Genomic DNA, 25,633 nt, shown 5'->3' on the forward strand with positions numbered 1-25,633 from the left:
GGCGGAGGCCGACCGCGAACGGCGGGCCCGGGTGATCAACGCCGACGCCGAACTGCAGGCGTCGAAGAAACTCGCCGAGGCCGCCCAGCAGATGGAGGAGACTCCCTCCGCACTGCAGCTGCGGCTGCTGCAGACGATCGTGGCGGTGTCCGCGGAGAAGAACTCCACCCTGGTGCTGCCCTTCCCGGTGGAACTGCTGCGCTTCCTGGAACGGTCCGCCCAGCAGCCGGTGCAGGGCTCGGTGGAGCAGCGTCGGTCCGCCCCGTCCCGCTCGGACGTGGACCAGGAGGGGGCGAGTTCACGCCAGGGGCAGGCGTCCTGAATCACTGTGCGGGTCACTCGCTCGTAGCGTTTGCGGTGTGAACCTGCCCGCGTGTCCATGACCTGTCAGGACATAGGGGGCGCACGGATGTTGCCGTACACGCGTCCTGAAGTCGACCTTGTGTGCTCCCTGTGGGCCTCGGAATAGTGGGCGGCGTTCAACCAGCAGGGGTGCGGCCCTTTGGCGCGCCGCCCCCGTAGCCGTAAGCCTTCCGGTCCGTGAGGTCCCCACAACCTCCCGGACCGTCCCCCCACCGGAGGACGTGAGTTGAAGCACCGACGCATGCCCGGGCGGCGCGTTGTCGTGACGGGCGCGGGCATCACCGCGCTGGTCGCCGCGGGAGTCACCTTCCAGACTGCGAACGCCAGCGAGACCCCGGAGGCCCCCACGCCCCGGACCCTCTCGATCACGGCGGCCGGAAACCTCGCCTCGACGCTCACCGAGGACCTCGGCGCCGACGCGGCGGGAACGTACTACGACGCGAAGAGCAAGAGCCTCGTGGTGAACGTGCTCGACGAGGCCGCCGCCGAGACCGTCGAGGCGGCCGGCGCCGAGGCGAGAGTCGTGGCGAACTCCCTCGCCGAGCTGAAGAGCGCGCGCACCACCCTCACGCAGGACGCGACCATCCCGGGTACCTCCTGGGTGACCGACCCGACCACCAACAAGGTCGTCGTCACCGCGGACCGCACGGTCTCCGGGGCCGAATGGGCCACCCTGAAGAAGGTCGTCGACGGGCTCGGGGCCAAGGCCGGACTCCAGCGCACCAAGGGCGAGTTCAAGACCTTCGTCGCGGGCGGCGACGCCATCACCGGAAACGGCGGACGCTGCTCGCTCGGCTTCAACGTGACCAAGGGCGGCGAGCCGTTCTTCCTCACCGCCGGGCACTGCACCGAGGGTATTTCCACGTGGTCGGACTCCTCCGGCGACGTGATCGGCGAGAACGCGGCGTCCAGCTTCCCGGGCGACGACTACGGCCTGGTCAAGTACACCGCCGACGTGGACCACCCGAGCGAGGTGAACCTCTACGACGGCTCCACGCAGTCGATCTCCGGCGCCGCCGAGGCCACCGTCGGCATGCAGGTCACCCGCAGCGGCTCCACGACCCAGGTGCACTCCGGTACGGTCACGGGCCTGGACGCCACCGTGAACTACGGCAACGGCGACATCGTCAACGGCCTGATCCAGACCGACGTCTGCGCCGAGCCGGGCGACAGCGGCGGCTCGCTCTTCTCGGGCAGCAGCGCGGTGGGTCTGACCTCCGGCGGCAGCGGCAACTGCACCTCCGGCGGTACGACCTTCTTCCAGTCGGTGACGGAGGCCCTCTCGGCGACCGGCACCCGGATCGGCTGATCCACCCGCGGTATCCGCAGTACCTGCGGTACGCACACGAAAACGTCCCGCCCCTCGCGCAGAGGGGCGGGACGTTTTCGTGTGCCCGTCCGGCGCGGTAAGAGCGGTGGCTGCGCGGAGGCATGTTACGCATTGCGTCCAATGGGGCTGCTTGTAGCGCTTGGTGACCCATTATCAGGTGACGTCGTGCGTCGTCGGCCGTCGCGGGAAGTTTTTACCGACGCGTAACTTCCCTGTGTGGCTACTCGCCCGTAACTTGACGAGTGAACAACATCCTCGTGATCCGGGTCACAGGGCTCAAGGTCGTCGCATTCTCCCCTCCACGTGCAAGGAGATCACACGATGCTGCCCTGGAAGCGAGTGGCCAGACCGCTGGCCGCACTGCTGCTGGCCGCCGCGGCCCTCACCGTCCCCACCGCCACCGCCACCGGCGCCCATGCCGCGGCCGCACCCAGCTCGGGCTGGAACGACTACACCTGCAAGCCGTCCGTCGCCCATCCCCGCCCCGTCGTCCTGGTCCACGGCACCTTCGGGAACTCCGTCGACAACTGGCTGGGCCTCGCGCCCTATCTGAAGCACCGCGGCTACTGCGTCTTCTCCCTCGACTACGGTCAGCTCGCCGGCGTCCCCCTCTTCCACGGCCTCGGCCCCATCGAGCGGTCCGCGGAACAACTCGACGCCTTCGTCGACAAGGTGCTCGCCGCGACCGGCGCCACCAGGGCCGACATCGTCGGGCACTCGCAGGGAGGCATGATGCCCCGCTACTACCTCAAGTTCCTCGGCGGGGCCGACGAGGTGAACGCCCTCGTCGGGATCGCGCCCAGCAACCACGGCACCACCCTCGGAGGTCTCACCAACCTGCTGCCCTACTTCCCGGGCGCCGGGGACCTGCTGAACGAGACCACCCCCGCCCTCGCCCAGCAGGTCGCCGGATCCGCCTTCCTCACCAAGCTGAACGCGGGCGGCGACACCGTGCCCGGCGTCCGCTACACCGTCCTCGCCACCCGGTACGACGAGGTGGTCACCCCCTACCGCAGCCAGTACCTGAGCGGACCGAACGTACGCAACGTCCTGCTCCAGGACCTGTGCCCGCTCGACCTGTCCGAGCACCTGGCGATCGGGCTGTTCGACCGGATCGCCTTCCACGAAGTCGCCAACGCCCTCGACCCGGCCAACGCCCGACCCACCACCTGCGCTTCGGTGTTCAGCTGACACGTGTAGCCGCTGACACGTGTAGTCGCCGAGACGCATGCCGGGGGCCTGTCCGGCCTGAGCCGCCGGACGGGCCCCCGGGTGCGGGCGGGGTCGGATCAGCGGCCGCTTCGTCCGCTCGCCGCGCGCCGCCGGTTGGAGGCGAACAGCGCCGCCGAACCGAGCGCCAGCGTCGCGGCTCCGCCGATCACCAGGTACGGGGTGTTCCCGTCGCCCCCGGTCTCCGCGAGGTTCTCCGAAGCACCGGCCGCCTTGGGCTGGTTGGGGGCCGCCACGGCGGTGTCGTCGCCGGCGTCGTCGGCCGCCGTGCCGGAGCCGTCGTCCGTGGTGTCGTCGGGGGTCTCGTCGGCCGCCGGGATCGGCTGCGCCGTGGTGTGCGGGTCGTCGTCCCCGTGCCCGTGGTTCTCGATGGTCGACTTCTCGGCGCCCTCCTCGACCTGCCTCTCGGAGGGAGCCGAGGCGGCCGGCGCCGGGGCGGCCGCACTCCTGGGCGTGTCGCCGCCGGACTCGGCACCGCTGCCGGCGGTGCTCCCGCTCGCCCCGCCGAACGTGACGTCCGAGCAGGAGTAGAACGCCTCCGGGCTGTCCGAACGCTGCCACACCGCGTACAGCAGCTGCTTGCCGGAGCGCTCGGGGAGGGTGCCGGTGAACATGTAGAAACCGCCGGAGGCGGCCGGGTCGGTGGACGTCGCCACCGGGTTCGTCAGATCCAGGTCGCCCCAGCCCAGCGGCTTGGACGGGTCGTAACCGGGCTTGGTGATGTACACCTCGAAGGTGCCCTTGTGCGGGGCGGTCACCCGGTACTTGAAGGTGTACGAGCCGCTGCTCACCGCGGTGGTCGGCCAGTCGTCGCGGACCAGGTCGAGCCCCTTGAACGCCTCGTTGTTCGCGCTGCACAGCTTGCCGTCGGGGATGAGCTCCTCGTGGCGTCCGCCCGCGTCGCCGATGCGTACGCCGTTCCAGTCGTAGAGCGCCTGGGTGCCGCCGGCCGCGACCGCCGCCCGGCACGCCGCCGACTTCGGGCTCTCCGGTCCCTCGGCGAAGCACTGCGCGACCCTGCTGACCGGGTCGCCCATCGAACCGTGCGCGGCCGCCGGTGCGGCGGACAGCCCGGTCAGGGCGAGCGGGACGATACCGACGGCGGCGACGGCGGCCTTGCGGCGTGCGGTCATGGGGTAGCAACTCCTCGGAGCGATCACTGGACTCGGGGGGAGGGGGGATCCCGTGGGGGGACGGGTCAGAAACTAGCCCCGGGAAACAGTGAAATCGCCTGGCAGAGGCTGTGCTGGGAGATCCTTATGGCCGCGTTAAGGAAGCGCTCAGGCTGAGATCAGGTAGAAGCCCGAGCGACGTGACGGACGCCGCCGGCCGGACGGGGCTCAGCCGTCCGGCCACCAGGTGCGGGTGATGTCCTCACGGATCTCCGGGCGTGCGGCCGGGCGCTCGTCGGTCTTCTCACGGATCCGGCGGGCTTCCGTCTTCTTCAGGGGCTTCTGTGCGGTGACACGGCGCATGGCTGCCTCCTTCGGGGTCCACGGACACCGCGGTTCCGCGGGGGTGGACCTTTCGGGGGAGAGTTTCTCATCGATCCCGATCTGTCTGTGGCCCCGGTCACGAATCGATTGTCAGTGGCAGCTGCCACTCTTGCCCCATGACCGACGACAGTGACGGCATGGGCACGACGGGTGTCGACTGGGACCTGGCGGCCGCGGCCTTCGACGAGGAACCGGATCACGGGCTGCGCGACCCCCGGGTGCGCGAGGCCTGGGCCGGGCGGCTGCGTTCCTGGCTGCCCGCCCGGGCGAGCGATGTCCTGGACCTCGGCTGCGGCACCGGCAGCCTGTCCCTGCTCGCCGCCGAGCAGGGGCACCGGGTGACCGGAGTCGACCGCTCCCCGGCCATGGTGGCGCTCGCCAGGGAGAAGTCGGCCGGACGCGACACGGTGTTCCTCGTCGGTGACGCCGCGGCGCCCCCGGTGGGGGAGCGGCGTCACGACGTCGTTCTCGTGCGGCATGTGCTGTGGACGCTGCCCGATCCGGCCCGAGTGCTGAGGCGCTGGCGGGGGCTGCTGCGTCCCGGCGGACGGCTGGTGCTGGTCGAAGGGGTGTGGGGCGCCGTGAGCCCCGTGGGCATACCGGCGGACCGGCTCACCTCGCTCCTCGCCCCGTTCGCCGGACGCCTACGGGTCGAGAGGTTGTCGGACGAGGCGGTGCTGTGGGGGAGGGAGGTGGCCGACGAGCGGTACGTGGTGGTCGCGATGCCGGAGTGAGCCGGGCCCGGCTCCTCACTTCAGGAGCTCGACGAAGTCGTCGTCGCGGGCTCGGGCCTCCAGTTCGTCGAGGGCGGCGACGGCGGCGGCCGCCGCCCGGGGGTCCGTCTCCGCGAGGCCGCTCGCCGCGAACTCGTCCTCGTCGAGCCGCCGTACGTCCGTGCCGTCGGCGGAGCGCCACAGGTCCAGGTCGAGGTCCTCGACCACCAGCTCCGTACCGGTGAGCACGGCCGGGCGGGTGATGTCGCAGTAGTGGCCCTTGAGGGCGCCCCCGGCGGTGCGCACCTCCTTCACGGAGTACCACCGGTCGCGCCAGTAGTGCTCGGTGAAGACGTCACCGGGTTCGAAGCGGACGAAGCCGAAGTCGCGGGTGCCGTCGCCCGCCCAGGCGGCGCGCACGGTGACGCGGGTGCCGTCGTCGGAGAGGAGACTGGCGGGGTAGCGGATCTTGGTGCGGCCCGCCTTGACGAGGACGACCTCGACGCGTGCGGGGCTCTCAGACGAGTTCGCGGACATGGCGTACCTCCGTCGCGCAGATCTCGTAGCCGAACCACTTGTTGATCGCGATCATCGGTTCGTTCCCCGTGTCGTTGCCCGTGAATGCCTCCGTGTACCCGGCGGCGCGGGCGCGGTGCAGGGAGGCGTTCTTGGCGAGTTTGGCCAGGCCCCGGCCGCGGTGGGCGCGGGCGGTACCGGTCATGGCGGTGCTGTAGCTGTGGGCGCCGTCGGTGTAGGCCGCGGTGAAGGCGGCGGGGGTGCCGTCGACCACCGCGACCGTGGTCAGGGCGAGGTCGAGCAGCGGATGCCGCCAGGTCTCCTCGAGCCATGCCTCGTAGTCGGCGAACTCGGTGTCGATGTCGCTCGGTTCGTCCGACGAGGTCTCCGCGTCCAGGACGAACAGCGGGCGCGGGTCGTCGGCGAAGTCGGCGCCGGTGCGCAGTTCGACGCCGGGCGGCGGATCCTGGAGCGGCGGCAGGGTGCCGCCGGCCAGGTCCAGCCGCAGGAAGTACGCGGACCGGCTGGCCCGGTAGCCGCGCCGCTCGGCGAACGCGCGGTCGTCCGGCGTGTCCATGACCCAGGTGTAGACCTTGCGGACACCGAGGGCGGCCAGGCGCTCCTCGACGGCGCGCAGCAGCAGCGACCCGGCGCCGCGCCGGGCCCTGTCCGCCCGTACGTAGACGCTGGCGGAGCCCTGACCGGGCTCCGGGCTGTCGTGGGCGAGGCTGAGCTGCACGACGCCGATGATCTCCCCGTCCTCCTCGGCGACGAGCTGCCCGAAGTGGGCGTCGGGGTGGGAGTGCCGCAGATGGTGCAGCACGGACTCGGGGGTGGACAGCATGAAGGGGACGGCGAGCCTGCGGACGTGGGAGAACCCCTCGACGTCGGCTGGGACTTCGGGGCGCAGGTCGCGCACGATGATGGCCATGGGGACGCACGCTACGGGGGGACGCGCTGGGGCTGCCTCTCATTTTCCGCCGGGTGCGGGACAATCGGGCCGTGACCCTGAAGATCCATATCGACGACAGCGCGCCCCCGTACGAGCAGGTGCGGGCGCGGATCTCCGAGCAGGCACGGTCGGGAGCCCTGCCGGTGGGCTACCGGCTGCCGACGGTGCGGGGCCTGGCCGAGACGCTCGGCCTCGCCGCGAACACGGTGGCCAAGGCCTACCGCGCGCTGGAGGCGGACGGGGTGATCGAGACCCGCGGCCGCAACGGCACGTTCGTCGCCGCCGCGGGTTCGGCCGCGGAGCGGGAGACGGCGTCGGCGGCCCAGGCCTACGCGGAGCGCGTGCGGCGGCTCGGGCTGGACGAGGAAGCGGCCCTGGCCGCCGTGCGGGACGCGCTGCGGGCGGCCTACGGGGGATGAGCCGCAGAAGCGGGCACACGGAAGGTGGCCGCGGGCGGCTACAAATACAGCCCCGCCTCCGCCTTCCCGCGCGGCTCCGGCAGTGCCGTCGGAGAGGTGCCCCGGCGCAGGGCGTACAGCTCGGCCAGGGTGGCGCCCTCGCGGCCGACGCCGTCCTCGCGGCCCAGCCAGTCCACCGCCTCCCTCCGGGTCAGCGGCCCCACCTCGATGCGGGCGAGGCAGCGACCCGGGCGGACGACGGCCGGGTGGAGGCGTTCCAGGTCCTCGTTGGTGGTGACCCCGACCAGGACGTTGCGGCCCTGGCCGAGCAGGCCGTCGGTGAGGTTGAGCAGCCGGGACAGGGCCTGCCCCGCGGTGTGCTTGGCCTCGCCGCGGATCAGCTCGTCGCAGTCCTCCAGCAACAGCAGCCGCCAGCGCCCCTTGCCCGCCGCGTCCTCCTCGCCGATGGCGATGTCCATCAGGTAGCCGACGTCGGAGAAGAGCCGCTCGGGGTCCAGGACGCAGTCCACCTGGCACCAGTCCCGCCAGGAGCGGGCCAGGGTGCGCAGCGCGGACGTCTTGCCGGTGCCCGGCGGGCCGTGCAGCAGGAGCAGCCGGCCCGCGATGTCCTCGGGCGTGGTCTTCATCAGGCGGTCCATCGCGTGGGCCACCGGCGCGGTGTAGTTGGGCCGGATCTCGTCCCAGGTGCCCGCGGAGATCTGCCGTGCGGTGCGGTGCGGACCACGGCGCGGGGAGACGTACCAGAAGCCCATGGGCACGTTCTCCGGCTGCGGTTCCGGTTCGTCCGCCGCGCCGTCCGTCGCCTCGTCCAGGATCCTCGCCGCGAGTTCGGCGGTGGTCGCGGTGACGGTGACGTCGGCGCCCCGGTTCCAGCGGGAGACCAGCAGCGTCCAGCCGTCGCCCTCGGCCAGGGTGGCGCTCCGGTCGTCCTCCCGGGCGATCCGCAGCACCTCGGCGCCGGTGGGCAGCAGGGTCGCGGCGGAGCGCACCCGGTCGATGGTGGCCGCGTGCGAGAACGGCTGCTCGCCCGTTGCGAAGCGGCCGAGGAACAGCGCGTCGACGACGTCGGACGGGGAGTCGCTGTCGTCCACGTTGAGCCGGATCGGCAGGGCGTCGCGCGGGTCTGCAGACATGCCGCCATGATCGGGCACACGGACGCCCCGCGCACCCGGTTTCCGTGGGCGCGCCGGGTCGCACGGGTGGCCCGGGGCAGCGGCCGGTCCGGTGGTGCCGGACGGCGTCACCGTCGGCCGGGCGCCGCCAGCCGGCGCGCGTGCCGCGCCCGGCGGACCACCGCGTACCCCTTGGTCAGGGCCCGGTCCCGGACGAACACGCGGCCGAGGGCGCGGCCTTCCACCAGCCGTTCGAACTCCGCGGTGTCCGTCGACCGGCGCACCGTGACGCGCCGCAGCGCGTACGGCCCCTGGGCCCGGCGGGCGAGACCGTTGCCGACGGCGAGCGCCTGCGTGTACCCCGTCTCCCGCACCGCCTCCCGCACCCGGCGGCTGGAGTAGCCGTAGGGATAGGCGAACGAGGCGGGTGTGCGGCCCAGTTGGTCCGAGACGATCTCCTTGCAGAGGATCAGCTCGGAGCGCAGCCGCCGGTCGTCGAGCTGGTCGAGCTGCGGGTGGCTGTGGCTGTGTCCGCCGATCTCCACACCCGCGTCGGCCAGTTCGCGCACCTGGTCCCAGTCCAGCATGGTGTCCAGGCCGCCGCCGGTGTCGTACGGCCCCCGGAGCCATCCCGTGGAGACGAACAGGGTGGCCGGGAAGCCGTGCCGGGCGAGCACGGGCAGGGCGTGCCGGTGCACGCCCTCGTAGCCGTCGTCGAAGGTGACGAGCACCGGCCGCGCGGGCAGCGGGCGTCCCGTGCGCCAGCAGGCGGCCAGTTCCGCCGTGTCCACGGGGGTGAGGCCCCGCTCGGCGATCACCGCCATCTGCTCGGCGAACGCCCGCGGGGTCACGGAGAGCGCGCGGGTGGCGTCGCTTGGCTCGGTGGCCACCGAGTGGTACATGAGGATCGGAACGCGTTCGTCAGTCACCTCGGTCATGGGCACCTCCCTGCTCCCCGTCCGGGTGCTTCCCGGCACGGCGGGCCTCGCCGCCGACGTCCACCACGGAGAACGTGACCCCGCCCTGCCGGGCCCGCACGCTCCCCACCACGTATCCGCCCGCCGCCGTGAGCACCCCGGCGACGATCGCGCCCGCACGTCCCGCGCCGCCCGGCCGGGCCAGCAGGGCGTCGCGCACCCCCCGGACCACCCCGGCCGGCAGGACACGCGTGGTGTACCGGCGTTCCGACTCCAGCCCCTTGCTGGCGCCGACGCTCCGTGCCACCAGCGCCTTGGACAGCCCCTCGGCGTAGGTGCGGGTGCGGAAGTAGCGGAAGTGCTCGCGGACCGGGGGCACCCGGTGGTGGATCACCGCGCGGTCGTCGATCAGCAGGACCGCGTCGGGCCGGGCGCGGCTGAGGCGGATGCACAGCTCCGTCTCCTCCCCGCCCAGCGGGCGCTTGTCGCCGTCCCGCCCGATACCGGTGGCGAAGCCGCCCGCGGCGTCGAAGGCGCTGCGCCGGAAGGAGGCGTTGCCGCCGAGGACGTTGCGCACCCGTACCCGCCCGCGCGGCAGCCCCCGGTAGGTGCAGCCCACCACCCAGTCGAACTCCTCGGGGAACCAGTCGGGACGCCGCCCCGACGCCCAGAGGGGCTCGGTGCGCCCGCCGACCGCCATCACCCGCGGATCGGCGTAGCCCTCGGCGAAGTGCCTGAGCCAGTCGCGTTCGGCCACGGCGTCGTCGTCGAGGAACGCGACGACCTCGCCGCGCGAGGCGGCGATGCCGGTGTTGCGGCCGGCGGACAGACCGCGGGGGCCCGCGTTGGCGAGCACCCGCACGTCGTCGGTGTCCTGGTACTCCTTGCCCAGACGGTCCAGCAGAACCTGGTGGTGGTCCACGACCAGCAGGGTCTCCAGGGCCGGCCGGGACTGCGCCCGCACCGAGGCGACCGCCGCGAGGACGTCCTCCCAGCGGTCCTCGGTGTAGGCGCAGATCACGACCGAGATGCCGGGATCGCTCAAGACACCTTCCCCCGGACCGTTTCGAGCAGCGGCGAGCGGTGCGGACGGCGGCGCAGGGCCCGCCGGTTGGAGCGTTCCCCGAGGATGACCCCGAGGACGCGGAACCCGTCCCGCACGGCCCGCAGATTGCTCGTGCCGTGGATGCGCAGGTACTCGTGGCTGGGTATCTCCTGGACTCTCAGCCCGGCCTTGACGACCCGGATGTTCATCAGGGTCTCGACCTCGAAACCGGTGCAGTCGAGGTCGATCTTGTCCAGGCAGTGCCGCCAGAACGCGTTGTAGCCGTAGCAGAGGTCGGTGTAGCGGGCGCCGAACTTGCGGTTGACGACACCGCACAGGACCCGGTTGCCGAGCTTGCGGACGAAGGTCATGTCGTCGGTGCCGCCGCCGTTGGCGAAGCGGGACCCCTTGGCGAAGTCGGCGCCCGAGACGAGGGCGGAGACGTACGACACGATCTCGTTGCCGTCGGCCGAGCCGTCCGCGTCGACCATCACGATGATGTCGCCGGTGCAGGCCTGGAACCCGGCGTTCAGGGCGTCCCCCTTGCCCTTGCCGAGCTGTTCGACGACCTTGACGTCCGGCCACAGCTCGCGGGCCACTTCGACGGTGCCGTCGGTGGAGTTGCCGTCGACCAGGACCACTTCGTGGACCCAGTCGGGAAGCGTCTTGAAGACGTACGGCAGGTTCTCCGCCTCGTTCATGGCCGGGATCACCACGCTCACCGGCGGTGCGATGGCCAGGTGCGAGGAGACGGGCCGGTACTTCCCGGTGGCCGGCGGATTCTCGTCCGCGGTCGCCGGCTGCAGAACGGAACTCATGAGTCTGATCCCTCTCGTCCGGTGGGCCGCCCGCCCCCGGGCGGCCCGGCTGTTCGTCCGGTTCGAAAGGGGGGTTCTCACCCGCGTTACGACGGAACGGAGTTCCGCGCACGCCGGGTGAGCTGGCAAAACTGGCCGGCCGCAGAAAGCGACGGCCGACCGCGCGGCACGGCTCGGTCACCGGTGCGGTCACCGAGCACGGCACCCCCCTACCGCGCCCCGCCCCGGTTCGTCGCGGTCCTGAGCCCTCCCCTGGGCCGCGTACTGACGAACCGGTGCGAGTGAGATGTAGTGCGATGTGTGACGGTATTGATGGTTGAGCCCGTATGGCAAGACCTGGAGTCAGATCTCACGTTTTGTCGGTTCGGCTGTCACATGCCCTCCTGACCGGAAGGCCCTGGACCGGCGGGTCCCGAAGAGGGCCTCGGCGAAGACGCGTCGACGCCGATGATCTGCTTGATCCGCATCGTCTGCATGGTCTGCAAGGTCTGCATGCCGATTTTGCCCCCCGAAGCGCCGGATGCCGGGCTTCAATGTGGCGCAGCCCGTTGTGGGCGTCAAGGTCCGAACGGCCCTAAGGCCTGAATTCGTCCGGGATTGAACAGGCCTGCCCGTTTGGGGTCCGGGACGGCCAATCCGCCCGGACCTGGGGGAAGTCACAGTTTTGACATGGACACTTCCAGTCAACGCGCGTAGTTGCTATGAAAGTTGAGGCAGAGATCCTGCTAAAGGGAGGTTCCATGAGACGTTCCCGGCTTTCCGTCCTTCTCGGCTCACTCCTCCTCGCCGTCGCAACCGCCCTCACCGGGGCGGCCGCGGCGCAGGCGTCCCCACAGGCCGCCGCCGGCGGCTATGTGGCGCTCGGCGACTCCTACTCCTCCGGCGTCGGAGCCGGCAGCTACATCGGCTCCAGCGGCGACTGCAAGCGCAGCACGAAGGCCCACCCCTACCTCTGGGCCGCCGCCAACTCCCCCTCGTCCTTCGACTTCACCGCCTGCTCGGGCGCACGGACCGACGACGTCCTCTCCGGGCAGCTCGGCCCGCTCAGCGCCACCACCGGGCTCGTCTCGATCAGCGTGGGCGGCAACGACGCCGGTTTCGCCGACGTCATGACGACCTGTGTGCTCCAGTCCGACAGCACCTGCCTCTCGCGGATCGCCACCGCGCGGGCGTACGTCGAGTCGACGCTGCCCGGCCGGCTCGACAGCGTCTACTCGGCCATCCGCACCCGGGCCCCGAACGCCCGTGTCGTCGTCCTCGGCTACCCCCGCTTCTACCAGCTCGGCACGTCCTGCCTCGGCCTCTCCGAGACCAAGCGGAAGGCGATCAACGACGCGGCCGACTTCCTCGACACCACCATCGCCCAGCGCGCCCGCGCACACGCCTTCGCCTTCGGCGACGTACGCACCACCTTCACCGGCCACGAGATCTGCTCCGCCAACTCCTGGCTGCACAGCGTGAACTGGCTCAACATCGGTGAGTCCTACCACCCGAAGGCGGCCGGCCAGTCCGGCGGCTACCTCCCGGTGCTCAACAGCGCGGCCTGATCCGGACGCAGGACCCCGGCGGCCGCCCGCTCACGGGGCGGGCACCGAACCGGAACTGGAGGGGGAGGCCCCGTCCGACGGGGCCTCCCCCTCGCACGTCACCGAGAACGGCACCGAGTCGGACCTCGTGCGCACCGGCTCCCGCACCTCCACACCGATCCAGTTCTCGAACACCCCGGTTGTTGAGTACGTCGTCACGGTCACCGTGGCCCGCTCGGTGTGCCCGCCGTCCCGTGGGAACGACAGCGTCCGCCACCCCCGGTCGGCCACCGAACCGTCCTCCGACACCCAGCGGTAGGACACCTCCGCGGGCAGCCGGCCCACCGTGAACGTCGCCGTGAACGCCGGTGCCCGCTCCTCCGGCGGCGGGCACACCCCGGAGTACTCCGTGTGCGCGCCCTCCACCGACACCCGCACCGACTGCGGCGGCGGGGTGGACTCCTCGCCGTCACCGTCGCCGTCGCCGTCACCGCTCGCGGAGGCGGTCGGGGCCGGACCGTCGGTCCGCCCGGCCGTCTCCCCACCGCCCTTGCCCTGGTGCTCGTCGCCGCCGGTCCGCGCGGACGGGCTCGCGCCGCTTTTCCGGGGGCCGGAGCCGGAAGCCTCCCCGCCGTCCCCGCGGTTCAGCAGCGCGTACGTCAGCCCGGCCAGCGCCAGCACCAGCACGGCCACGCCCGCGACCAGGACGGCGGCGGTACGGCGGCCGCGCCCGGGGCGGGTGGTTCCGGCGGTCCCCGCTGCCGGGGTCGGAGCCGGGGGCAGGGGAGCGGCGGTGGCCTCGTACGGGTGGGGGCGCGTGGTGACGGTGGGGGTGTACGGCGCCGCCCCCGCCGTGCCGGCGCGGGGCGCTTCTCCCCGTGAGGGGGTGCCCCCGGCGGCGACGAGCCGCAGGTCCTGCCGGGCCCGCTCCGCCGGCAGCCGCTCGGCCGGGTCCTTGCGCAACAGCCCCTCCAGGACCGGGGCCAGCGGCCCTGCCCGGCGCGGCGGCGGCAGTTCCTCGTCGACGATCGCACGCAGGGTGCTCAGCGGGGTGTCCTGACGGAACGGGGAGTGGCCCTCCACCGACGCGTACAGCAGTACACCGAGCGACCACAGGTCCGACTCGGGGCCGGGGGTGCGGCCCAGTGCCCGCTCCGGGGCGAGGAACTCGGGCGATCCGACGACCTCCCCGGTCATGGTCAGCGCGGAGCTGCCCTCGACCACGGCGATCCCGAAGTCGGTGAGCACGATCCGCCCGTCGTTCGCGATCAGCACGTTGGCGGGCTTGACGTCCCGGTGCAGCACCCCGGCGCCGTGCGCGGCGTGCAGCGCGGCGAGCACCTCCGCGCCGACGTGCGCGGCGCGCCGGGGGTCCAACGGGCCCTCGGCGTCCAGGACATCGGCCAGGGACAGACCGCGGACCAGCTCCATGACGATCCACGGACGGCCGTCCTCGGTCGCCACGTCGTACACCGTCACCACATTGCGGTCGGTGATCCGGGCGGCCGCCCACGCCTCCCGTTCGAGGCGGGTGTACATCCGTTCCACGTCGGCCGACGGGAGCCCGGCCGGGGCGCGCACCTCCTTGACGGCGACCTCGCGGTGCAGCACCTCGTCGCGGGCCCGCCACACGGTTCCCATACCGCCCTCACCCAGTGGTGACAGCAGCCGGTACCGGCCCGCGACCACCCGCTCACCGCCCGGTTCCTCGGACATGGCGCCCTCCATCGCATCCGGGCGAATTCTCCGTTTCCTCGTGAAAATAGCTCAGCCGAGCGCGGATGCCGCCCCCCTGAACACCAATCCGGCGCCCAGGACCACGACGACGAACGCCGATCCCAGGGGCGCGCTCCGGCGCACGAGCGCGACCGCCGGGCGCGTGGTCCAGCGCGGGCGCCGGGCAAGGAGCCGGGTCACTCCGCTGCCCGCCTTGACGACGGCGTACCCGGCGGCGGTGAGGGTGAGGGCCAGCCCGATGCCGTACGCGACGACGAGCAGCAGCCCGAACCAGGCCTGACCGAGGGCCGCGGCGCCCACCAGCACCACGACGGCGGACGGACTGGGCACCAGCCCGCCGGCGAAGCCGAGCAGGATCGTGCCGCGGAGGGTGGGGGCGACGGGGTGGGTGTGGGTGCGACCGCCGTGGGTGTGCCGGACGGCATGGGGGTGCGGGTGACCGGGTCGGTCGTGCGGGCCGTGGACGTGATCATGGCTGCCGTCGCCGTGGTCGTGAGCATGGTCGTGGCCGTGGTGGTGCGTGTGGTTCCGGTTGCGCAGCGCGCGGCGGAGGAGGTTCGCGCCCGCCAGGGTGACGAGTGCCCCGCTCGCGATGCCGAGCCAGGCGATCACCGAGGGCGCGGCGGCCGAACCGGCCGTGACCAGCAGGCCGAGGGCGACCACACCGAGGGTGTGGGTGACCGTCACCGAGGCGGCCATCGGGAGGACGTCCCGCAGCCGGGCCCTGCCGCCCCGGGCTGCCGCCGTCGCGGCCATGAGCGTCTTGCCGTGGCCCGGCGCGAGCGCGTGCGCCGCGCCGAGGACGAGCGCGATCAGCAGTGCGAGCGCCGCGAAGCCCACCGTGAGGTCGTGCCGCGCGACGAGATCGTCCAGGGCGCGGGTCCACCGGTCGGCGGCGCGGGGCAGCACGGAGGCGGACGGCGCGTCGGGCTCCGTCCCCGCCAGCGCGGGACCGCCCGCCCGCACCCGCAGGGCCGCGGTCGTGGTGTCGGCCGGAGAGGAGAGCAACTCCTCCGGGTAACGGGTCAGTTCGCGTGACTGCGACGTCCTCGGCACGTCCGAGGCGGCCAGTGTCATCCGGTCACCGCGCGCAGTGATCTCCCGCCAGCCGGGACCCGAGGACGCCCCGGCCCCGCGGAAGTCGACGTCCACCGCGTCGCCCTCGGGCAGCGGAGCCGTCAGCCGGCACTCCACGCGCAGCGTGTCGAGCCCGGCCTGACCGGGCTGCACGCGCGCACGGCTGCTTCTCGCGGTGACGGGGACCGTCCGCCCGTCGACGCGGACCTCGCTGTCCCGGGCGGCGGTGGCGCAGCGTCGCCGGGCCCACTCGTCCATGCCCAGCGCGTCGACGTCCGGCTGCGCCTGGGTGGCCGGGATCTCGGCGAGGTCCTCGACGTGACGGATGCGGAGCTCACCGGGCGCGGCGACCAGCCCGTCGTAACGGTTGACGGTGAAGTTGCCGAGCGGGTGCGCGCTCGCCGCCGTCGGCACCAGGGCGAACGCGCAGGCGGCGATGAGGACGGTGAGGCCGGCGGCCGGCGTACGACGGGGGCTCACGGCGTCGCCTCCAGGTCCTTCAGCGCGGCACGGGCCGCGCGGGCGCCGAGAGGGGAGAAACCGGGGTTCAGCTCCAGCGCCGCCGTGAGGGAGCGGCGGGCGTCGCCGTCGTGGCCGGTGGCGTGTTCGATCATGCCGCGGTGGTAGAGGAAGGCGGCGTTGCGGTAGCCCGTGGCCGTGGCCCGGCGGGCGTGGGGGAGCGCCTCCTCGGAGCGTCCGCTCCGGTGCAGGGCCCAGGCGAGGGCGTCCGCGGTGTGGACGCTGTGCCGCCGGTCCCATTCGGCGCGGGCCGCGCTCAGGGCGGTCCGGGTGTCGCCGTGGTCGGCGGCGGCGAGCGCCGTGTCGAGGTCGGCGTTGACCCCGCCGGCGCGGGCGAGGGCGGTCTGCGCGTCGACGAGGGCGTACTGGTCCTGGGCCTTCGCGCGGTCGCCGTCGGCGCCCCGGGTCTCGTACAGCTCGCCGAGGGCGACCAGCGGGCCGGGCAGCGGGGAGCGGGCGACGACCTGCTCCAGGGTCTCGATCCCGCCCGCGCGGTCACCGCTCGCGGCCTGGGCACGGGCCCGGCCCTCCAGGGCGGGGAGGTACTCCTCGTCGGCGCCGAGCGCCCGTGCGTAGTGACGCAGGGCGGCTTCGTGGTCCCCCTGGTTCCAGGCCAGTTGACCGAGCGCGGTCGCCACGTACGCCACATCCGGGGCCGCGGACGCGCTGTCCAGGGCCCGTTCCAGTACCTTGCGGGCGGTCCTCACGTCGCCGCGCAGCTCCTGGACGTACGCGTACCGCGTGAAGACGGGCACCCCCGGACGCCTGCTGTCCGCGGTGTCGGCGGCCTCGGCGGCCTCGTCGTACCGGCCGAGCTCGACGAGGGCGTCGATCCGGGAGGACAGGGCGCGCTCGCTGTAGGGGTTCTGCCGCAGGGCCCGGTCGGCGTACTCCAGGGCCCCGGAGAAGTCGTGCCGGGCCGCGGCGAGGGCGGCCCGGCCGGCCAGGGCCTGCTCGTTGCCGGGCTCGAGTGCGAGGGAGCGGACGAACGCCCGCTCGGCCTGCGGGTAGCGCGAGGGATCCCCCTTGGTCCGCGCCTGCTCGACGTAGGCGAGCCCCAGGACGGCCCACCCGCCGAAGTCCCTCGGCTGGGCGCGGAGATGGGCCTGCAGGGAGCGGATCCCCGCGTCCAGGTCGCCCCGGGCGAGCACACCGGCCGCGAGCGTCCCGGCCACGGGAGCGGCATCGGCCCCGGCCCCGCCCCGGGCGCCCCCGGCCGCGACCGCCCCGGCGGACGCCGCGACGGCCAGCAGTGCGGCGCACACCGCGAGACGCAGCCCGCGAGAGCCCCGCGCGGCGCCGGAGAACCGGCGCAGGGCGGCCGTACGGGCGCCGGAGGAGAAGACGCCGGTGCCGGAGCCGGGGCCGGGGTCGGTCTCGGCGCCCGGCTGTGCGCGCACCGTCCCCGGTGGTGCGGTGGGCTCGGCGGGCCCGGTGTCCCGGCCGCCCTCCGGGGCGTGGTCGTTCGTACGCGGAGGCATGCCTCTCCTCGGTCTGCTGGTGGTCGTCCTCAGTCGTCCGCGGTCGCGGAGCCGGTCAGTACGCCCGGCCGCGCATCCTGCGCCACCACAGCAGGCTCCCGCCGATCAGCAGGATCCCGCCGGCTCCCGCACCGGCGGACGCGGCGATCAGGGTGGTGTCGTCGAAGCCCTCGGCGCCCGCCGGCCGCAGCGCGTCACCGAGCTGGTTGCGTACGTCGTTGCCGCTGTCCACGCCCTCGGCGAGCGGACCGCGCGACCCCTCCGTCGGGTCGGCCAGATACGGGAACGAGCCGCCGAACTCCTTGTCGTTGGCGTCGACCGCGTCGCCCAGGTCGTTCTCCGCGCCGACCAGCTCGCCCTCGACCACCTGGAGCGCCGCGTCGATCACGTCGTCGGTCAGCCGCCGCCCGTTGGGGAAGCCCGCGTTGTCCCCGTCCAGCACACCGAGCCGCTTCGGTTCGGCCGTCGGCTCGATCGACGTGTTGAGGCGCAGCATCTCCGCCGGCGTCACGTGCGGCGGCTGGTTGAGCCCCTCGACGCCCTTGAGGAAGACGTCGACCAGGTCGTTGCGCGGCTCGGCGGGCGCCTCGATCTTGTAGATCGCCTCGATGAGCTTCGGCAGTTCCGGGTGCGTGACGTTCTTCAGGAATTGGGCGTCCTCCCACGGGGCGGACGCGTTGAAGGTGTCCTTGTCCTTCAGGGGGTTGACGACCTCGTTCACCAGCGGGTTCCCCAGCCGCGACACCTGGGTGAACTCCCCCTTGGCGTTCTTGCGCCGAGTCGTGGACCAGATGCCGACGACCGGCTGGTCCGCCGACTCGGTGATCATGTGCGTGGGGACCTGGAGGGCCAGGGAGTTGACGTTGTACCCCTTGAGCGTGTCGTTGCCGACCTCGGAGAGGTTCCCGCCGTACAGCAGGTCGAAGACGCGCAGATCCAGGAAGAACGGGTCGTCGGCCTGGCCGGCGAACGTCGTCGCGCCGCCCGCCAGCTTGTGCACGGCCTGCTCACGGAGCGTGCCGTAGTCCGGCATGGACGCCTTGCCGACGTTCGACGGCGCCACCGGGACGTCGTCCGCGATCTTCGTGCGGGACACCAGGTGCTGGTCCTTCAGCTTCAGCAGCTCGATGTCGTAGGTCTGGGTGATGTTGAGGTCGGGGTCGTCCAGGCTGGTGACCGGCCCCGTGTTGTAGAGGAACGTCTTCTCGTTCTTCGTGTGCGTCCTGAAGGTGTAGCGGAACAGCAGTTCGCCCTGCGCGTCGCCGTTGTTGTCGATGTGGATGTCGTACTGCGCGTCCTCGGCGAACGTGAAGAAGTTCGGTCCGCCGGCCGGCTCCTCGAACGGGATCCAGTTCGCGATGATCGTCGTCGTGTCCGGTTTGTCGGGACTGACGAACGCGTACAGATCGGTGTTGTCGTACTGCGGGGTGCCCGAGATCAGGGGAGCCTCCCGGTGGCTGGAGGCGGAGGCCGCCCCCGGTTCCAGCGCGGTCGCGCCGACGGCGGCGAGGCCGCCGGCGGCCAGCGCGCCGCAGATCAGGGTCGCGAGGCTCCTGCGTCCCGCGCCGGTCATGGGGTTAGGTGTCATGCCATCCGTCCTCAGTGCCAACTTGTCTGACGCACCGTGATTCGGAGCGGAGTCCTGGCCGGATTGGTCGGACGTCGGGACGGGGAGGAACGCCCGTATTATTTCCCGTTGTTCGACCCGCGTTTTCGGTCCGCTGATCCGTAATCCCCTCCGGAGGCATGATCACGGCGAACGCCTCGGTGACCAGGTGGCCCCGCGGGGCCGGGAGAGGGGGGTGCGCGTTGGAGGCGGACGAGCTTCTGGTGCGGGTGGCAGGCGGCGACCAGAAGGCATTCGAGGCGCTGTACGGGCTGGTGTCCGGACCGGTGTACGGGATCGTGCACCGGGTGGTGCGCGATCCCGCCCAGTCGGAGGAGGTCGCGCAGGAGGTGCTGCTCGAACTCTGGCGCTCCGCGACCCGGTTCGACCCCGGACGGGGCAGCGCACTGTCCTGGGTCCTCACGCTCGCCCACCGCCGGGCCGTCGACCGGGTGCGCAGTGTCCGCGCGGCCGGTGAGCGCGAGCGGCGTGAAGCCGCCCGGCACGGCAGCGGGCCCGCTTTCGACCAGGTCGCCGAGGAGGTCGAGGCCGGTCTGGAACGCGAATGGGTGCGCCGCTGCCTGGACCGCCTCACCGCCCTGCAGCGGCAGTCGGTCACCCTCGCCTACTACGACGGCTACACCTACCGTGAGGTGGCCGAGCGGCTCTCCCTGCCGCTGGGCACGGTCAAGACGCGGATGCGTGACGGCCTCACCCGACTGCGTGACTGCCTGGGAAGTGCCGCATGAGCCTCCTGGACCGGTTGTTGCGCCGGGAAGACCTCCACTCCCTGGCCGCCCCCTACGCGCTCGACGCGCTGGAACCCGCCGAGCGCGTTCGCTTCGAGAGGCACCTGGGCAGCTGTCAGCGCTGTGCCGCCGAGGTGCGCGTCCTGGCCGAGGACGCCGTCCGCCTCGCCTGGTCCACCGCCGCCCCGGCGCCGCCCGCCCTGCGCGACCGGGTACTGGCCGCCGTGCGGACCACCCCGCAGGACCCGGCCCCCGAAGCCGTGCCCGGGGCCCCGGGGCAGACCCGCGCACAGGCCCCGCAGCTGCCACCCCACGTATGGGGGGCCGAGCCCGTGCCGCGGGCCCGGGAACGGCACCGGATGCCGCTGTTCGTCCCCTTCGCGACGGTCACCGCCGCCGCGGCCCTCGTCGTCGCCTCGTTGTTCGCCGTCCAGGCGGGCCGGACCCAGGACGAACTGAACGCCGAACGGGACCGTTCACGTGAGATCGCACACGTTCTCGCGGCCCCGGACGCCCGCGCGAGCAGCGGCCGGGGCGCGGCGGGCGGCACGATCGGAGTGATCGCTTCCGCATCGGCGGGGAGCGCGGTCGTCACCCTCGGCGGATACGGCAACCCGCCGAACGGACGTGTGCGCCAGCTGTGGCTGATGCGCCCGGGCGCCGAACCGCGCTCCCTCGGGCTCTTCGAGGCCGACACGCCCCTGGTCGCCTCCGGCCTCGACGGATCCGCGACGTCACTCGCCGTGACCGTCGAGCCTGACGGCGGATCACCGCAGCCCACCACTCAGCCCTTCGTCCAACTCGCCCTGAAAACGGTCGGATTCGGAGAGTAATCGTCGAGTGTTCGTCAACCTCCTTACGGGGAAGGTGAATCCTGGGAGCGCGATACACGAGTGCCCGTACGGGGCGATAGGGTTACCCTGCCCGGGGTGGACTCGTACGGGTGGGGAGTGACATGGAACGGATAACGGTGCACAGCAGGGCCAGGGTCCCTGCGATCACCTGTGGAAGCAGCGCGAGCAGTACGCGCCTGGACCGCCACCTCTCGGTGCTGGCGGGACCCGCCGTCCCGCAGCGGGAGACGGTCGAGGCGACGTCGCTGATGCGCGAGCTGACCGCACGCGACCACCGGGTCAGGGGCGCGCGGGCACGGACGAGCAGTGTCTCGCTCCTCGCTCCGCTGCGCCGACTGCGTCGCTCCCTGTTCGGCAGCCGTTAGACCCGTGCCCGGACGGGCCCACCGTCCTGGCACGGCGCCACGCACGTCACCTGTCACCCCACGGCACACGACGCACGACGCACACCCCGAACAGCCGGCACGTCGTGCCCCCCTTCCGCACCCCTTCCCCGGCCCACGGTTCCGCCGTGCCGCCCCCCGGGGGGTACTCGTCGCCCCCGCCCGGCGCTTCAGAGCAGGGCGAGTTGGCCCTCCGGTCCCTCCTCGTGGGCGTCCAGTACCGAGGCCGGCCGGTGCGCGGATCTCGGCGCCGGGAGCACGCCGGCCCGGTGCAGTTCCGCCGACGTGATCGGATCGGCCGCCGAACGCTCCCTCGACGCGACCTGACGCGGGCGCAGTTCGGCCATGAGCGCGAGGATCGTGATCAGCTCCAGGAGCTCCGAGGTCCAGGTCTGCGGCCAGACGGCCGGACGGATCGCGTCCAGGGTGCCCGGCGCGGCCCCGTCCGTGCGGGCCGCGCACCACCGCTCCAGCACCCGGACCCCGGCCACCTCGAACTCCCAGGCCGCCGACGGCACCGGTGAGATGCGGCCCTCGTCGAGGAAGAGGGCCTCCTCGTCGGGGTCGTAGCGCACGGTCAGCGGTCGGGAGGGGAGCGGGGCCCGGACGTAGGGGCGGCGTCCGCCCGGGAGCCGGGGGCGCTCCCCGTCGCGCCGCATCAGCCACAGCAGCCGGCGCCCCACCTCCACACCCGTGGCCCACACCTCGGCGTCCCCGGTGAGCGGCACCGTGAGCCCGCCGGGCCCGTCGCGCACCACGGCCATCGTCCAGGCGAGCACGTCGACGGCCGGGACCTTCCGGCCGAGCCGTGCCGCGAGGTGCCCGGACAGGGCCGGGGCCAGGTTCGGTTCGGTGCCGCCGGGCCGGCGGTACAGCGGGCGGACACGGCCGGAGCGCAGCACCGGCAGCAGGGACGTGACGAGCAGCGGCGGACCGGCGGGGTCACCGGCGCCGGCCCCACCCGTCCCGGCGCGTCCCCCCGGCGGGCGGTCGCTCCGCGTGCGTTCACCCCGCGGGCGCTCGCTCCGTCCCGCGGCGGCCTCGACGACGAAGATCTGCCGCTCGTCGGCCACCCGCCACAGTTCGGGGCGGGCCGCGTCGATCAGCCGCTGGTCGGGGATCAGCCACTGCTCGTCGAAGGGGGAGTGCAGCACGCGGACCGGCTCGGGGCACGGCCCCGAGGCGCGCGCCAGCCTCTCCGTGCCGCCCGCCCGGCCCGGCAACTGCCCGACCGCCGTGTGCACCGTCCGCGAACGCGTCGGCTGGAACAGCGCCTCCCGGTCGGGCCCCACGGCCCTCAGCAGGGCGTCCCAACGGGCCTTCAGCGCCGCCGGGTCGGGAGCCGCCGGCCACCCCCGGCCGAGTCGCGGCGGTGCGACGGACCACGGCATGAGGTCCGCCAGCAGCGGAGCGTCGTCGTGCGTCACGCTGGGCATCGTAAGGCCTGGAGGGCCGGCCGGATCAGGTGGCTTCCAGGGTCACCGTGAAGGAGAAGCGGTCGCCCCGGTAGTTGATGACGGCCACGTCCAGGACCCGGCCGTCGGTGCCGTACGTGACGCCCGTGTAGTGCAGGATCGGGCTGAGCAACGGGACCCGGAGCAGCCGGGCCGTCTCCGGGTCCGCGAGCCGGGCCTCCACGGTGTCCGTGATGCGGCCGATGTCCGCCCCGACGACGTCCCGCAGCACCTTGGTCATCGGCCAGCGCGCCAGATCCTCCAGGTCGATGCGGGCGGCGATCTCCGGGCGGACGTAGTTGCGGGCGTGGTTGGTCGGCTCGCCGGTCTTCTCGTCGCTGCGCAGCCGGTGGTAGGCCGCCGTCTCCTCCAGATCGGGGAAGTGTTCGGCGAGTTCGGCCGGCACCGGCGCGGTGCCGTGCTCGAGCAACTCGGTCGTCATGCCGGACTGCTGGGCCACGATCGCGTCCACCGAGCCCAGCAGGCGCACCGGGGCGCCCCTTCGGGCATCGGGCTCGATGAACGTGCCGCGCCGGCGGTGCCGCGTGATCAGCCCCTCGTCCTCCAGTTCCTTCAGCGCCTGCCGCATCGTCAGCACGCTCACCCCGTAGTGCCCCGCCAGTTGTTCCTCGGTGGGCAGGCGCAGCGGGTCCCGGGGTGAGCGGCCGAGGATCGAGGCGCGCAGCGACTGCGACACCTGGTACCAGAGCGGCAACTTGCGGTTCAGGACGATCGAATCGGGAGCAAAGGAGGTCACGGGTCATCCGTATCGGTCGCAGGCGCTCGGTGCAATGTGAGCCGTGGAGGTCTCGGCGCCCCGTGTCGCGGCACCCCGGGACGGACCCCGCGTCACCGCACGCGGAAATGCCGTTCCAAGCCCTGCCACACGTCGTCGTAGCCCTCCTGCAGGTGCTCCGCGCGGGCCGCCTGCGGTGTCAGGGACATCGGCCAGCGCGTCTCGAACATGAAGGCGAGGCCGTCGTCGACCCTCTGCGGGCGCAGTTCGGCGGTGCTCGCCCGCTCGAACGTCTCCCGGTCCGGTCCGTGCGCCGACATCATGTTGTGCAGCGAGCCGCCGCCCGGGACGAAGCCCTCCGCCTTCGCGTCATAGGCACCCTCGATCAGGCCCATGTACTCGCTCATCACGTTCCGGTGGAAGTACGGCGGCCGGAACGTGTCCTCGCCCACCAGCCAGCGCGGCGCGAACACCACGAAGTCCACCCCGGCCAGTCCCGGCGTGTCGCTCGGCGATGTCAGCACCGTGAAGATCGACGGGTCCGGATGGTCGTAGGAAATGGTTCCCATCACATTGAAACGGCGCAGGTCATAGGCGTACGGCACATAGTTGCCGTGCCAGGCGACGACATCCAGCGGGGAGTGGTCATAGGTGGCCGACCAGAGGTTGCCGCAGAACTTGTTCACCACCTCCACCGGGCCCTCGACGTCCTCGAACGCGGCGACGGGCGCCCGGAAGTCCCGTGCGTTCGCCAGTCCGTTGGCGCCGATCGGGCCGAGGTCGGGCAGCCGGAACGGGGCGCCGTAGTTCTCGCACACATACCCGCGGGCCACCGGGCGGCCCGCTGCGTCGTCGGACGTGGCGTCCGACAGCTCCACGCGGAAGCGCACCCCGCGCGGGATCAGCGCGATGTGTCCCGGCTCCACGTGCAGCAGCCCGAACTCCGTGTGCAGCAGCAGCCCGCCCAGCTCCGGGACGATCAGCAGCTCCCCGTCGGCGTCGCTGAACACCCGGTCCATCGAGGCGGTCGCGTGGTAGAGGTGCACCGCCATTCCGGTGCGCTGGGTGACGTCGCCGTTGCCGCCCAGCGTCCACAGGCCGGCCAGGAAGTCGGTGCCCTCCGCCGGGGCGGGCAGCGGGCTCCAGCGCAGGCGGTTGGGGTCGGGCACGGTCTGGGTGAAGGGCGCGCTGCGGAGCGCGCCGTTGCCCGTGCGGGTGAACGCCGGGTGCGCGGCCGACGGGCGGATCCGGTACAGCCAGGAGCGGCGGTTGACGGACCGGGGCTCGGTGAACGCCGTACCGCTCAGCTGCTCCGCGTACAGTCCGAGCGGTGCACGCTGAGGTGAGTTGCGTCCCTCGGGCAGGGCGCCCGGGACCGCTTCGGAGCTGTGCTCGTTGCCGAAACCGGAGAGGTGGTCGAGTTCCTCGGCGGCCTTGCGCGCTCCCCCACGCTCGCATGCGCTCGCGCGGGCGGTGCCCCCATCGCTCATCTTCGCTGCTCCCTTGCGTGCGATTCCTATGCAACACCGTAGGATTGCGGTTTCCCCGACGCAAGAGGGCTGCAGGATCCCGTCCCCCCCCGTGTCGCGGCCGCCCCGCCCCGGGCCGCACCCTCCTCTCGGCGGAGGACGGGGAACCCGACTCCAGGGGGATCCGGGGATCCGCACCCGTGTTCTGCGCTCCCCGGCATGGCGTGGACGGGGAAGCCGGTGGAGAGCACGGCCGACATCACGGTCTCAGAACCGGCCCCGACCGGGACCCCGACCACGACTGCCCCCGTGCGCCCGACCGCGGACCCCGCCGTGTCCTCCTCCGCGGCGGAGGGCCGTGACCCTGCCGGGGGGCGGGGTTCACCGGACGGGACCCGAGGGGCATCACGGGGCCCGTGCCCCATGCGACATCGCTCCGCCGCGCACCCGTGCAGCAGCGCAGCGCCGAACGGCTCGCCAGAATCCTGGACGCCTGCGCCGCGCTCCTCGACGAGGTCGGCTACGAGGCCCTGAGCACCCGCGCCGTGGCGCAGCGCGCCGACGTGCCCATCGGCTCCGTCCACCGTTTCTTCGGCAACAAGCGCCAGATGGCTGACGCCCTCGCCCAGCGCAACCTCGAGTCCTTCGAGCTGCGGGTCGCCGAACGGCTGGAAGCAACCGCCGGCGCCCCGGACTGGCGGCAGATCATGGACGTCGTGATCGACACATACCCGGACATGAAGCGCACCGCGGCCGGCTTCTCCCTGGTCGACTTCGGCAACCAGATCCCCGTCGGCGCCCACCGGACCGAACCCAGCCACCGCGTCGTTGACCGGCTCACCGCTCTGCTCTCCGGCCATCTGCGCCGCACACCCGACGAGGATCTGCGCCACGCCTTCCTGGTCGCCGTCGAGACCGCCGACGCCCTCGTCCACCTCGCCTTCCGCATGACGCCCGAGGGCGACGAGAAGGTCATCGCCGAACTGCGGGGAGATGCGGCGGCCCTGTCTGGCGCGGGTACTGGACTGACGGTCCGGGGCGGTCCGGGGAGGTCCGGGGGCGGTTCCGGTGATCGGCCGAGAAGGTTCCCGCAGGAGGCTCCCCCACGTGCATACCGGTCGGTATGCTCAG

General features: G+C 72.7%; 23 protein-coding genes and 2 pseudogenes. 10 read left to right on the plus strand and 15 right to left on the minus strand.

Annotated elements, in window-relative coordinates; genetic code table 11:
• The 3 genes and pseudogenes from ACWEQO_RS28610 to ACWEQO_RS28620 all read left to right on the plus strand — a co-directional run.
• A pseudogene (locus ACWEQO_RS28610) lies at positions 1 to 322 on the plus strand (slipin family protein); the annotation flags it as partial.
• 267 nt (positions 323 to 589) lie between these two features.
• Positions 590 to 1,672 (plus strand): S1 family peptidase, encoded by a 1,083-nt coding sequence (locus ACWEQO_RS28615; protein ID WP_452985744.1) that lies wholly within the window; start codon positions 590 to 592, stop codon positions 1,670 to 1,672.
• Between the two features lie 342 nt (positions 1,673 to 2,014).
• A complete protein-coding gene (locus tag ACWEQO_RS28620) occupies positions 2,015 to 2,884 on the plus strand; it encodes an esterase/lipase family protein (RefSeq protein ID WP_452985745.1) in 870 nt (289 codons plus the stop codon).
• A gap of 98 nt (positions 2,885 to 2,982) precedes the next feature.
• On the opposite strand, the gene ACWEQO_RS28625 is transcribed toward ACWEQO_RS28620, so the two are convergent.
• Positions 2,983 to 4,056, minus strand: a complete 1,074-nt coding sequence (locus ACWEQO_RS28625; protein ID WP_452985746.1) for a lytic polysaccharide monooxygenase — start codon at positions 4,054 to 4,056, stop codon at positions 2,983 to 2,985.
• A 207-nt stretch (positions 4,057 to 4,263) separates the two neighbouring features.
• Entirely contained in the window at positions 4,264 to 4,398 is a 135-nt protein-coding gene (locus tag ACWEQO_RS28630) for a hypothetical protein (RefSeq protein ID WP_361459810.1), read from the minus strand.
• A gap of 137 nt (positions 4,399 to 4,535) precedes the next feature.
• Here ACWEQO_RS28630 and ACWEQO_RS28635 point away from each other — a divergent pair, with 137 nt between their 5' ends.
• Entirely contained in the window at positions 4,536 to 5,153 is a 618-nt protein-coding gene (locus ACWEQO_RS28635) for a class I SAM-dependent methyltransferase (protein WP_452985747.1), read from the plus strand.
• 15 nt (positions 5,154 to 5,168) lie between these two features.
• Here ACWEQO_RS28635 and ACWEQO_RS28640 read toward each other — a convergent pair whose 3' ends face one another.
• Together ACWEQO_RS28640 and ACWEQO_RS28645 are read right to left on the minus strand one after the other, a co-directional pair.
• Positions 5,169 to 5,669, minus strand: a complete 501-nt coding sequence (locus ACWEQO_RS28640) for a DUF402 domain-containing protein (protein WP_452985748.1) — start codon at positions 5,667 to 5,669, stop codon at positions 5,169 to 5,171.
• A complete protein-coding gene (locus tag ACWEQO_RS28645) occupies positions 5,650 to 6,579 on the minus strand; it encodes a GNAT family N-acetyltransferase (RefSeq protein ID WP_361459813.1) in 930 nt (309 codons plus the stop codon). The genes ACWEQO_RS28640 and ACWEQO_RS28645 overlap by 20 nt, the downstream gene beginning before the upstream one ends.
• 71 nt (positions 6,580 to 6,650) lie before the next feature.
• Here ACWEQO_RS28645 and ACWEQO_RS28650 point away from each other — a divergent pair, with 71 nt between their 5' ends.
• Positions 6,651 to 7,019 carry a GntR family transcriptional regulator gene (locus ACWEQO_RS28650; RefSeq protein WP_452985749.1) on the plus strand — a complete coding sequence of 123 codons (369 nt, stop codon included), beginning with the start codon at positions 6,651 to 6,653 and terminating at the stop codon, positions 7,017 to 7,019.
• A gap of 38 nt (positions 7,020 to 7,057) precedes the next feature.
• Here ACWEQO_RS28650 and ACWEQO_RS28655 read toward each other — a convergent pair whose 3' ends face one another.
• The 4 genes from ACWEQO_RS28655 to ACWEQO_RS28670 all read right to left on the minus strand — a co-directional run bounded on the left by ACWEQO_RS28655 (position 7,058) and on the right by ACWEQO_RS28670 (position 10,911).
• Positions 7,058 to 8,152 (minus strand): DUF5925 domain-containing protein, encoded by a 1,095-nt coding sequence (locus ACWEQO_RS28655; RefSeq protein WP_361459815.1) that lies wholly within the window; start codon positions 8,150 to 8,152, stop codon positions 7,058 to 7,060.
• A gap of 107 nt (positions 8,153 to 8,259) precedes the next feature.
• The gene (locus ACWEQO_RS28660) at positions 8,260 to 9,060 is read right to left on the minus strand and encodes a polysaccharide deacetylase family protein (RefSeq protein WP_452985784.1); all 801 of its coding nucleotides are present in this window, start codon (positions 9,058 to 9,060) and stop codon (positions 8,260 to 8,262) included.
• A complete protein-coding gene (locus ACWEQO_RS28665) occupies positions 9,053 to 10,093 on the minus strand; it encodes a glycosyltransferase (protein WP_452985750.1) in 1,041 nt (346 codons plus the stop codon). The genes ACWEQO_RS28660 and ACWEQO_RS28665 overlap by 8 nt, the downstream gene beginning before the upstream one ends.
• Positions 10,090 to 10,911, minus strand: coding sequence for a glycosyltransferase family 2 protein (locus ACWEQO_RS28670; RefSeq protein ID WP_452985751.1), 822 nt, complete (start codon positions 10,909 to 10,911; stop codon positions 10,090 to 10,092). The genes ACWEQO_RS28665 and ACWEQO_RS28670 overlap by 4 nt, the downstream gene beginning before the upstream one ends.
• Before the next feature lie 740 nt (positions 10,912 to 11,651).
• On the opposite strand from ACWEQO_RS28670, the gene ACWEQO_RS28675 reads away from it, so the two are divergent.
• Positions 11,652 to 12,458 carry an SGNH/GDSL hydrolase family protein gene (locus ACWEQO_RS28675; protein ID WP_361459819.1) on the plus strand — a complete coding sequence of 269 codons (807 nt, stop codon included), beginning with the start codon at positions 11,652 to 11,654 and terminating at the stop codon, positions 12,456 to 12,458.
• A 30-nt stretch (positions 12,459 to 12,488) separates the two neighbouring features.
• On the opposite strand, the gene ACWEQO_RS28680 is transcribed toward ACWEQO_RS28675, so the two are convergent.
• From ACWEQO_RS28680 to ACWEQO_RS28695, 4 genes are read right to left on the minus strand one after another with little or no spacing between them, the layout of a single operon-like run.
• Positions 12,489 to 14,153, minus strand: coding sequence for a serine/threonine-protein kinase (locus ACWEQO_RS28680; RefSeq protein ID WP_452985752.1), 1,665 nt, complete (start codon positions 14,151 to 14,153; stop codon positions 12,489 to 12,491).
• Between the two features lie 51 nt (positions 14,154 to 14,204).
• Entirely contained in the window at positions 14,205 to 15,731 is a 1,527-nt protein-coding gene (locus ACWEQO_RS28685; RefSeq protein ID WP_452985753.1) for a nickel transporter, read from the minus strand.
• Positions 15,728 to 17,251 (minus strand): tetratricopeptide repeat protein, encoded by a 1,524-nt coding sequence (locus tag ACWEQO_RS28690; RefSeq protein ID WP_452985754.1) that lies wholly within the window; start codon positions 17,249 to 17,251, stop codon positions 15,728 to 15,730. Before ACWEQO_RS28690 ends, ACWEQO_RS28685 begins: the two co-directional genes overlap by 4 nt.
• A gap of 55 nt (positions 17,252 to 17,306) precedes the next feature.
• Positions 17,307 to 18,839, minus strand: a complete 1,533-nt coding sequence (locus ACWEQO_RS28695; protein WP_452985755.1) for a DUF4331 domain-containing protein — start codon at positions 18,837 to 18,839, stop codon at positions 17,307 to 17,309.
• A gap of 221 nt (positions 18,840 to 19,060) precedes the next feature.
• Between ACWEQO_RS28695 and ACWEQO_RS28700 the strand changes: the two genes are divergently transcribed.
• The 3 genes from ACWEQO_RS28700 to ACWEQO_RS28710 all read left to right on the plus strand — a co-directional run bounded on the left by ACWEQO_RS28700 (position 19,061) and on the right by ACWEQO_RS28710 (position 20,825).
• Positions 19,061 to 19,606 (plus strand): sigma-70 family RNA polymerase sigma factor, encoded by a 546-nt coding sequence (locus ACWEQO_RS28700; protein WP_452985756.1) that lies wholly within the window; start codon positions 19,061 to 19,063, stop codon positions 19,604 to 19,606.
• Positions 19,603 to 20,439 (plus strand): anti-sigma factor, encoded by an 837-nt coding sequence (locus tag ACWEQO_RS28705; RefSeq protein ID WP_361459825.1) that lies wholly within the window; start codon positions 19,603 to 19,605, stop codon positions 20,437 to 20,439. The genes ACWEQO_RS28700 and ACWEQO_RS28705 overlap by 4 nt, the downstream gene beginning before the upstream one ends.
• A 122-nt stretch (positions 20,440 to 20,561) precedes the next feature.
• On the plus strand, positions 20,562 to 20,825 hold the full coding sequence (locus ACWEQO_RS28710; protein ID WP_452985757.1) for a hypothetical protein: 264 nt from the start codon (positions 20,562 to 20,564) through the stop codon (positions 20,823 to 20,825).
• A gap of 188 nt (positions 20,826 to 21,013) precedes the next feature.
• Here ACWEQO_RS28710 and ACWEQO_RS28715 read toward each other — a convergent pair whose 3' ends face one another.
• The 3 genes from ACWEQO_RS28715 to hmgA all read right to left on the minus strand — a co-directional run bounded on the left by ACWEQO_RS28715 (position 21,014) and on the right by hmgA (position 24,523).
• Complete coding sequence (locus ACWEQO_RS28715) at positions 21,014 to 22,279, minus strand: type ISP restriction/modification enzyme (RefSeq protein ID WP_452985758.1); 1,266 nt, start codon at positions 22,277 to 22,279, stop codon at positions 21,014 to 21,016.
• A 25-nt stretch (positions 22,280 to 22,304) separates the two neighbouring features.
• Entirely contained in the window at positions 22,305 to 23,054 is a 750-nt protein-coding gene (locus ACWEQO_RS28720; RefSeq protein ID WP_361459828.1) for a GntR family transcriptional regulator, read from the minus strand.
• Positions 23,055 to 23,146: 92 nt separating this feature from the next.
• On the minus strand, positions 23,147 to 24,523 hold the full coding sequence (hmgA, locus tag ACWEQO_RS28725) for a homogentisate 1,2-dioxygenase (RefSeq protein ID WP_361459829.1): 1,377 nt from the start codon (positions 24,521 to 24,523) through the stop codon (positions 23,147 to 23,149).
• A 395-nt stretch (positions 24,524 to 24,918) separates the two neighbouring features.
• Between hmgA and ACWEQO_RS28730 the strand changes: the two are divergent.
• Positions 24,919 to 25,531: pseudogene (locus ACWEQO_RS28730) on the plus strand (TetR/AcrR family transcriptional regulator).
• The last annotated feature ends 102 nt before the right edge of the window (positions 25,532 to 25,633 follow it).

The sequence above is a fragment of the Streptomyces sp. NPDC004051 genome, from assembly GCF_053604275.1.

What these genes read in the sequence shown, in the direction of transcription:
- ACWEQO_RS28620 (WP_452985745.1), top strand. Translation starts at nt 2,015, where the DNA reads ATGCTGCCCTGGAAGCGAGTGGCCAGACCGCTGGCCGCACTGCTGCTG.
- ACWEQO_RS28625 (WP_452985746.1), bottom strand. Translation starts at nt 4,056, where the DNA reads ATGACCGCACGCCGCAAGGCCGCCGTCGCCGCCGTCGGTATCGTCCCG.
- ACWEQO_RS28630 (WP_361459810.1), bottom strand. Translation starts at nt 4,398, where the DNA reads ATGCGCCGTGTCACCGCACAGAAGCCCCTGAAGAAGACGGAAGCCCGC.
- ACWEQO_RS28635 (WP_452985747.1), top strand. Translation starts at nt 4,536, where the DNA reads ATGACCGACGACAGTGACGGCATGGGCACGACGGGTGTCGACTGGGAC.
- ACWEQO_RS28640 (WP_452985748.1), bottom strand. Translation starts at nt 5,669, where the DNA reads ATGTCCGCGAACTCGTCTGAGAGCCCCGCACGCGTCGAGGTCGTCCTC.
- ACWEQO_RS28645 (WP_361459813.1), bottom strand. Translation starts at nt 6,579, where the DNA reads ATGGCCATCATCGTGCGCGACCTGCGCCCCGAAGTCCCAGCCGACGTC.
- ACWEQO_RS28655 (WP_361459815.1), bottom strand. Translation starts at nt 8,152, where the DNA reads ATGTCTGCAGACCCGCGCGACGCCCTGCCGATCCGGCTCAACGTGGAC.
- ACWEQO_RS28670 (WP_452985751.1), bottom strand. Translation starts at nt 10,911, where the DNA reads ATGAGTTCCGTTCTGCAGCCGGCGACCGCGGACGAGAATCCGCCGGCC.
- ACWEQO_RS28675 (WP_361459819.1), top strand. Translation starts at nt 11,652, where the DNA reads ATGAGACGTTCCCGGCTTTCCGTCCTTCTCGGCTCACTCCTCCTCGCC.
- ACWEQO_RS28680 (WP_452985752.1), bottom strand. Translation starts at nt 14,153, where the DNA reads ATGTCCGAGGAACCGGGCGGTGAGCGGGTGGTCGCGGGCCGGTACCGG.
- ACWEQO_RS28690 (WP_452985754.1), bottom strand. Translation starts at nt 17,251, where the DNA reads ATGCCTCCGCGTACGAACGACCACGCCCCGGAGGGCGGCCGGGACACC.
- ACWEQO_RS28695 (WP_452985755.1), bottom strand. Translation starts at nt 18,839, where the DNA reads ATGACACCTAACCCCATGACCGGCGCGGGACGCAGGAGCCTCGCGACC.
- ACWEQO_RS28705 (WP_361459825.1), top strand. Translation starts at nt 19,603, where the DNA reads ATGAGCCTCCTGGACCGGTTGTTGCGCCGGGAAGACCTCCACTCCCTG.
- ACWEQO_RS28710 (WP_452985757.1), top strand. Translation starts at nt 20,562, where the DNA reads ATGGAACGGATAACGGTGCACAGCAGGGCCAGGGTCCCTGCGATCACC.
- ACWEQO_RS28715 (WP_452985758.1), bottom strand. Translation starts at nt 22,279, where the DNA reads ATGCCCAGCGTGACGCACGACGACGCTCCGCTGCTGGCGGACCTCATG.
- hmgA (WP_361459829.1), bottom strand. Translation starts at nt 24,523, where the DNA reads ATGAGCGATGGGGGCACCGCCCGCGCGAGCGCATGCGAGCGTGGGGGA.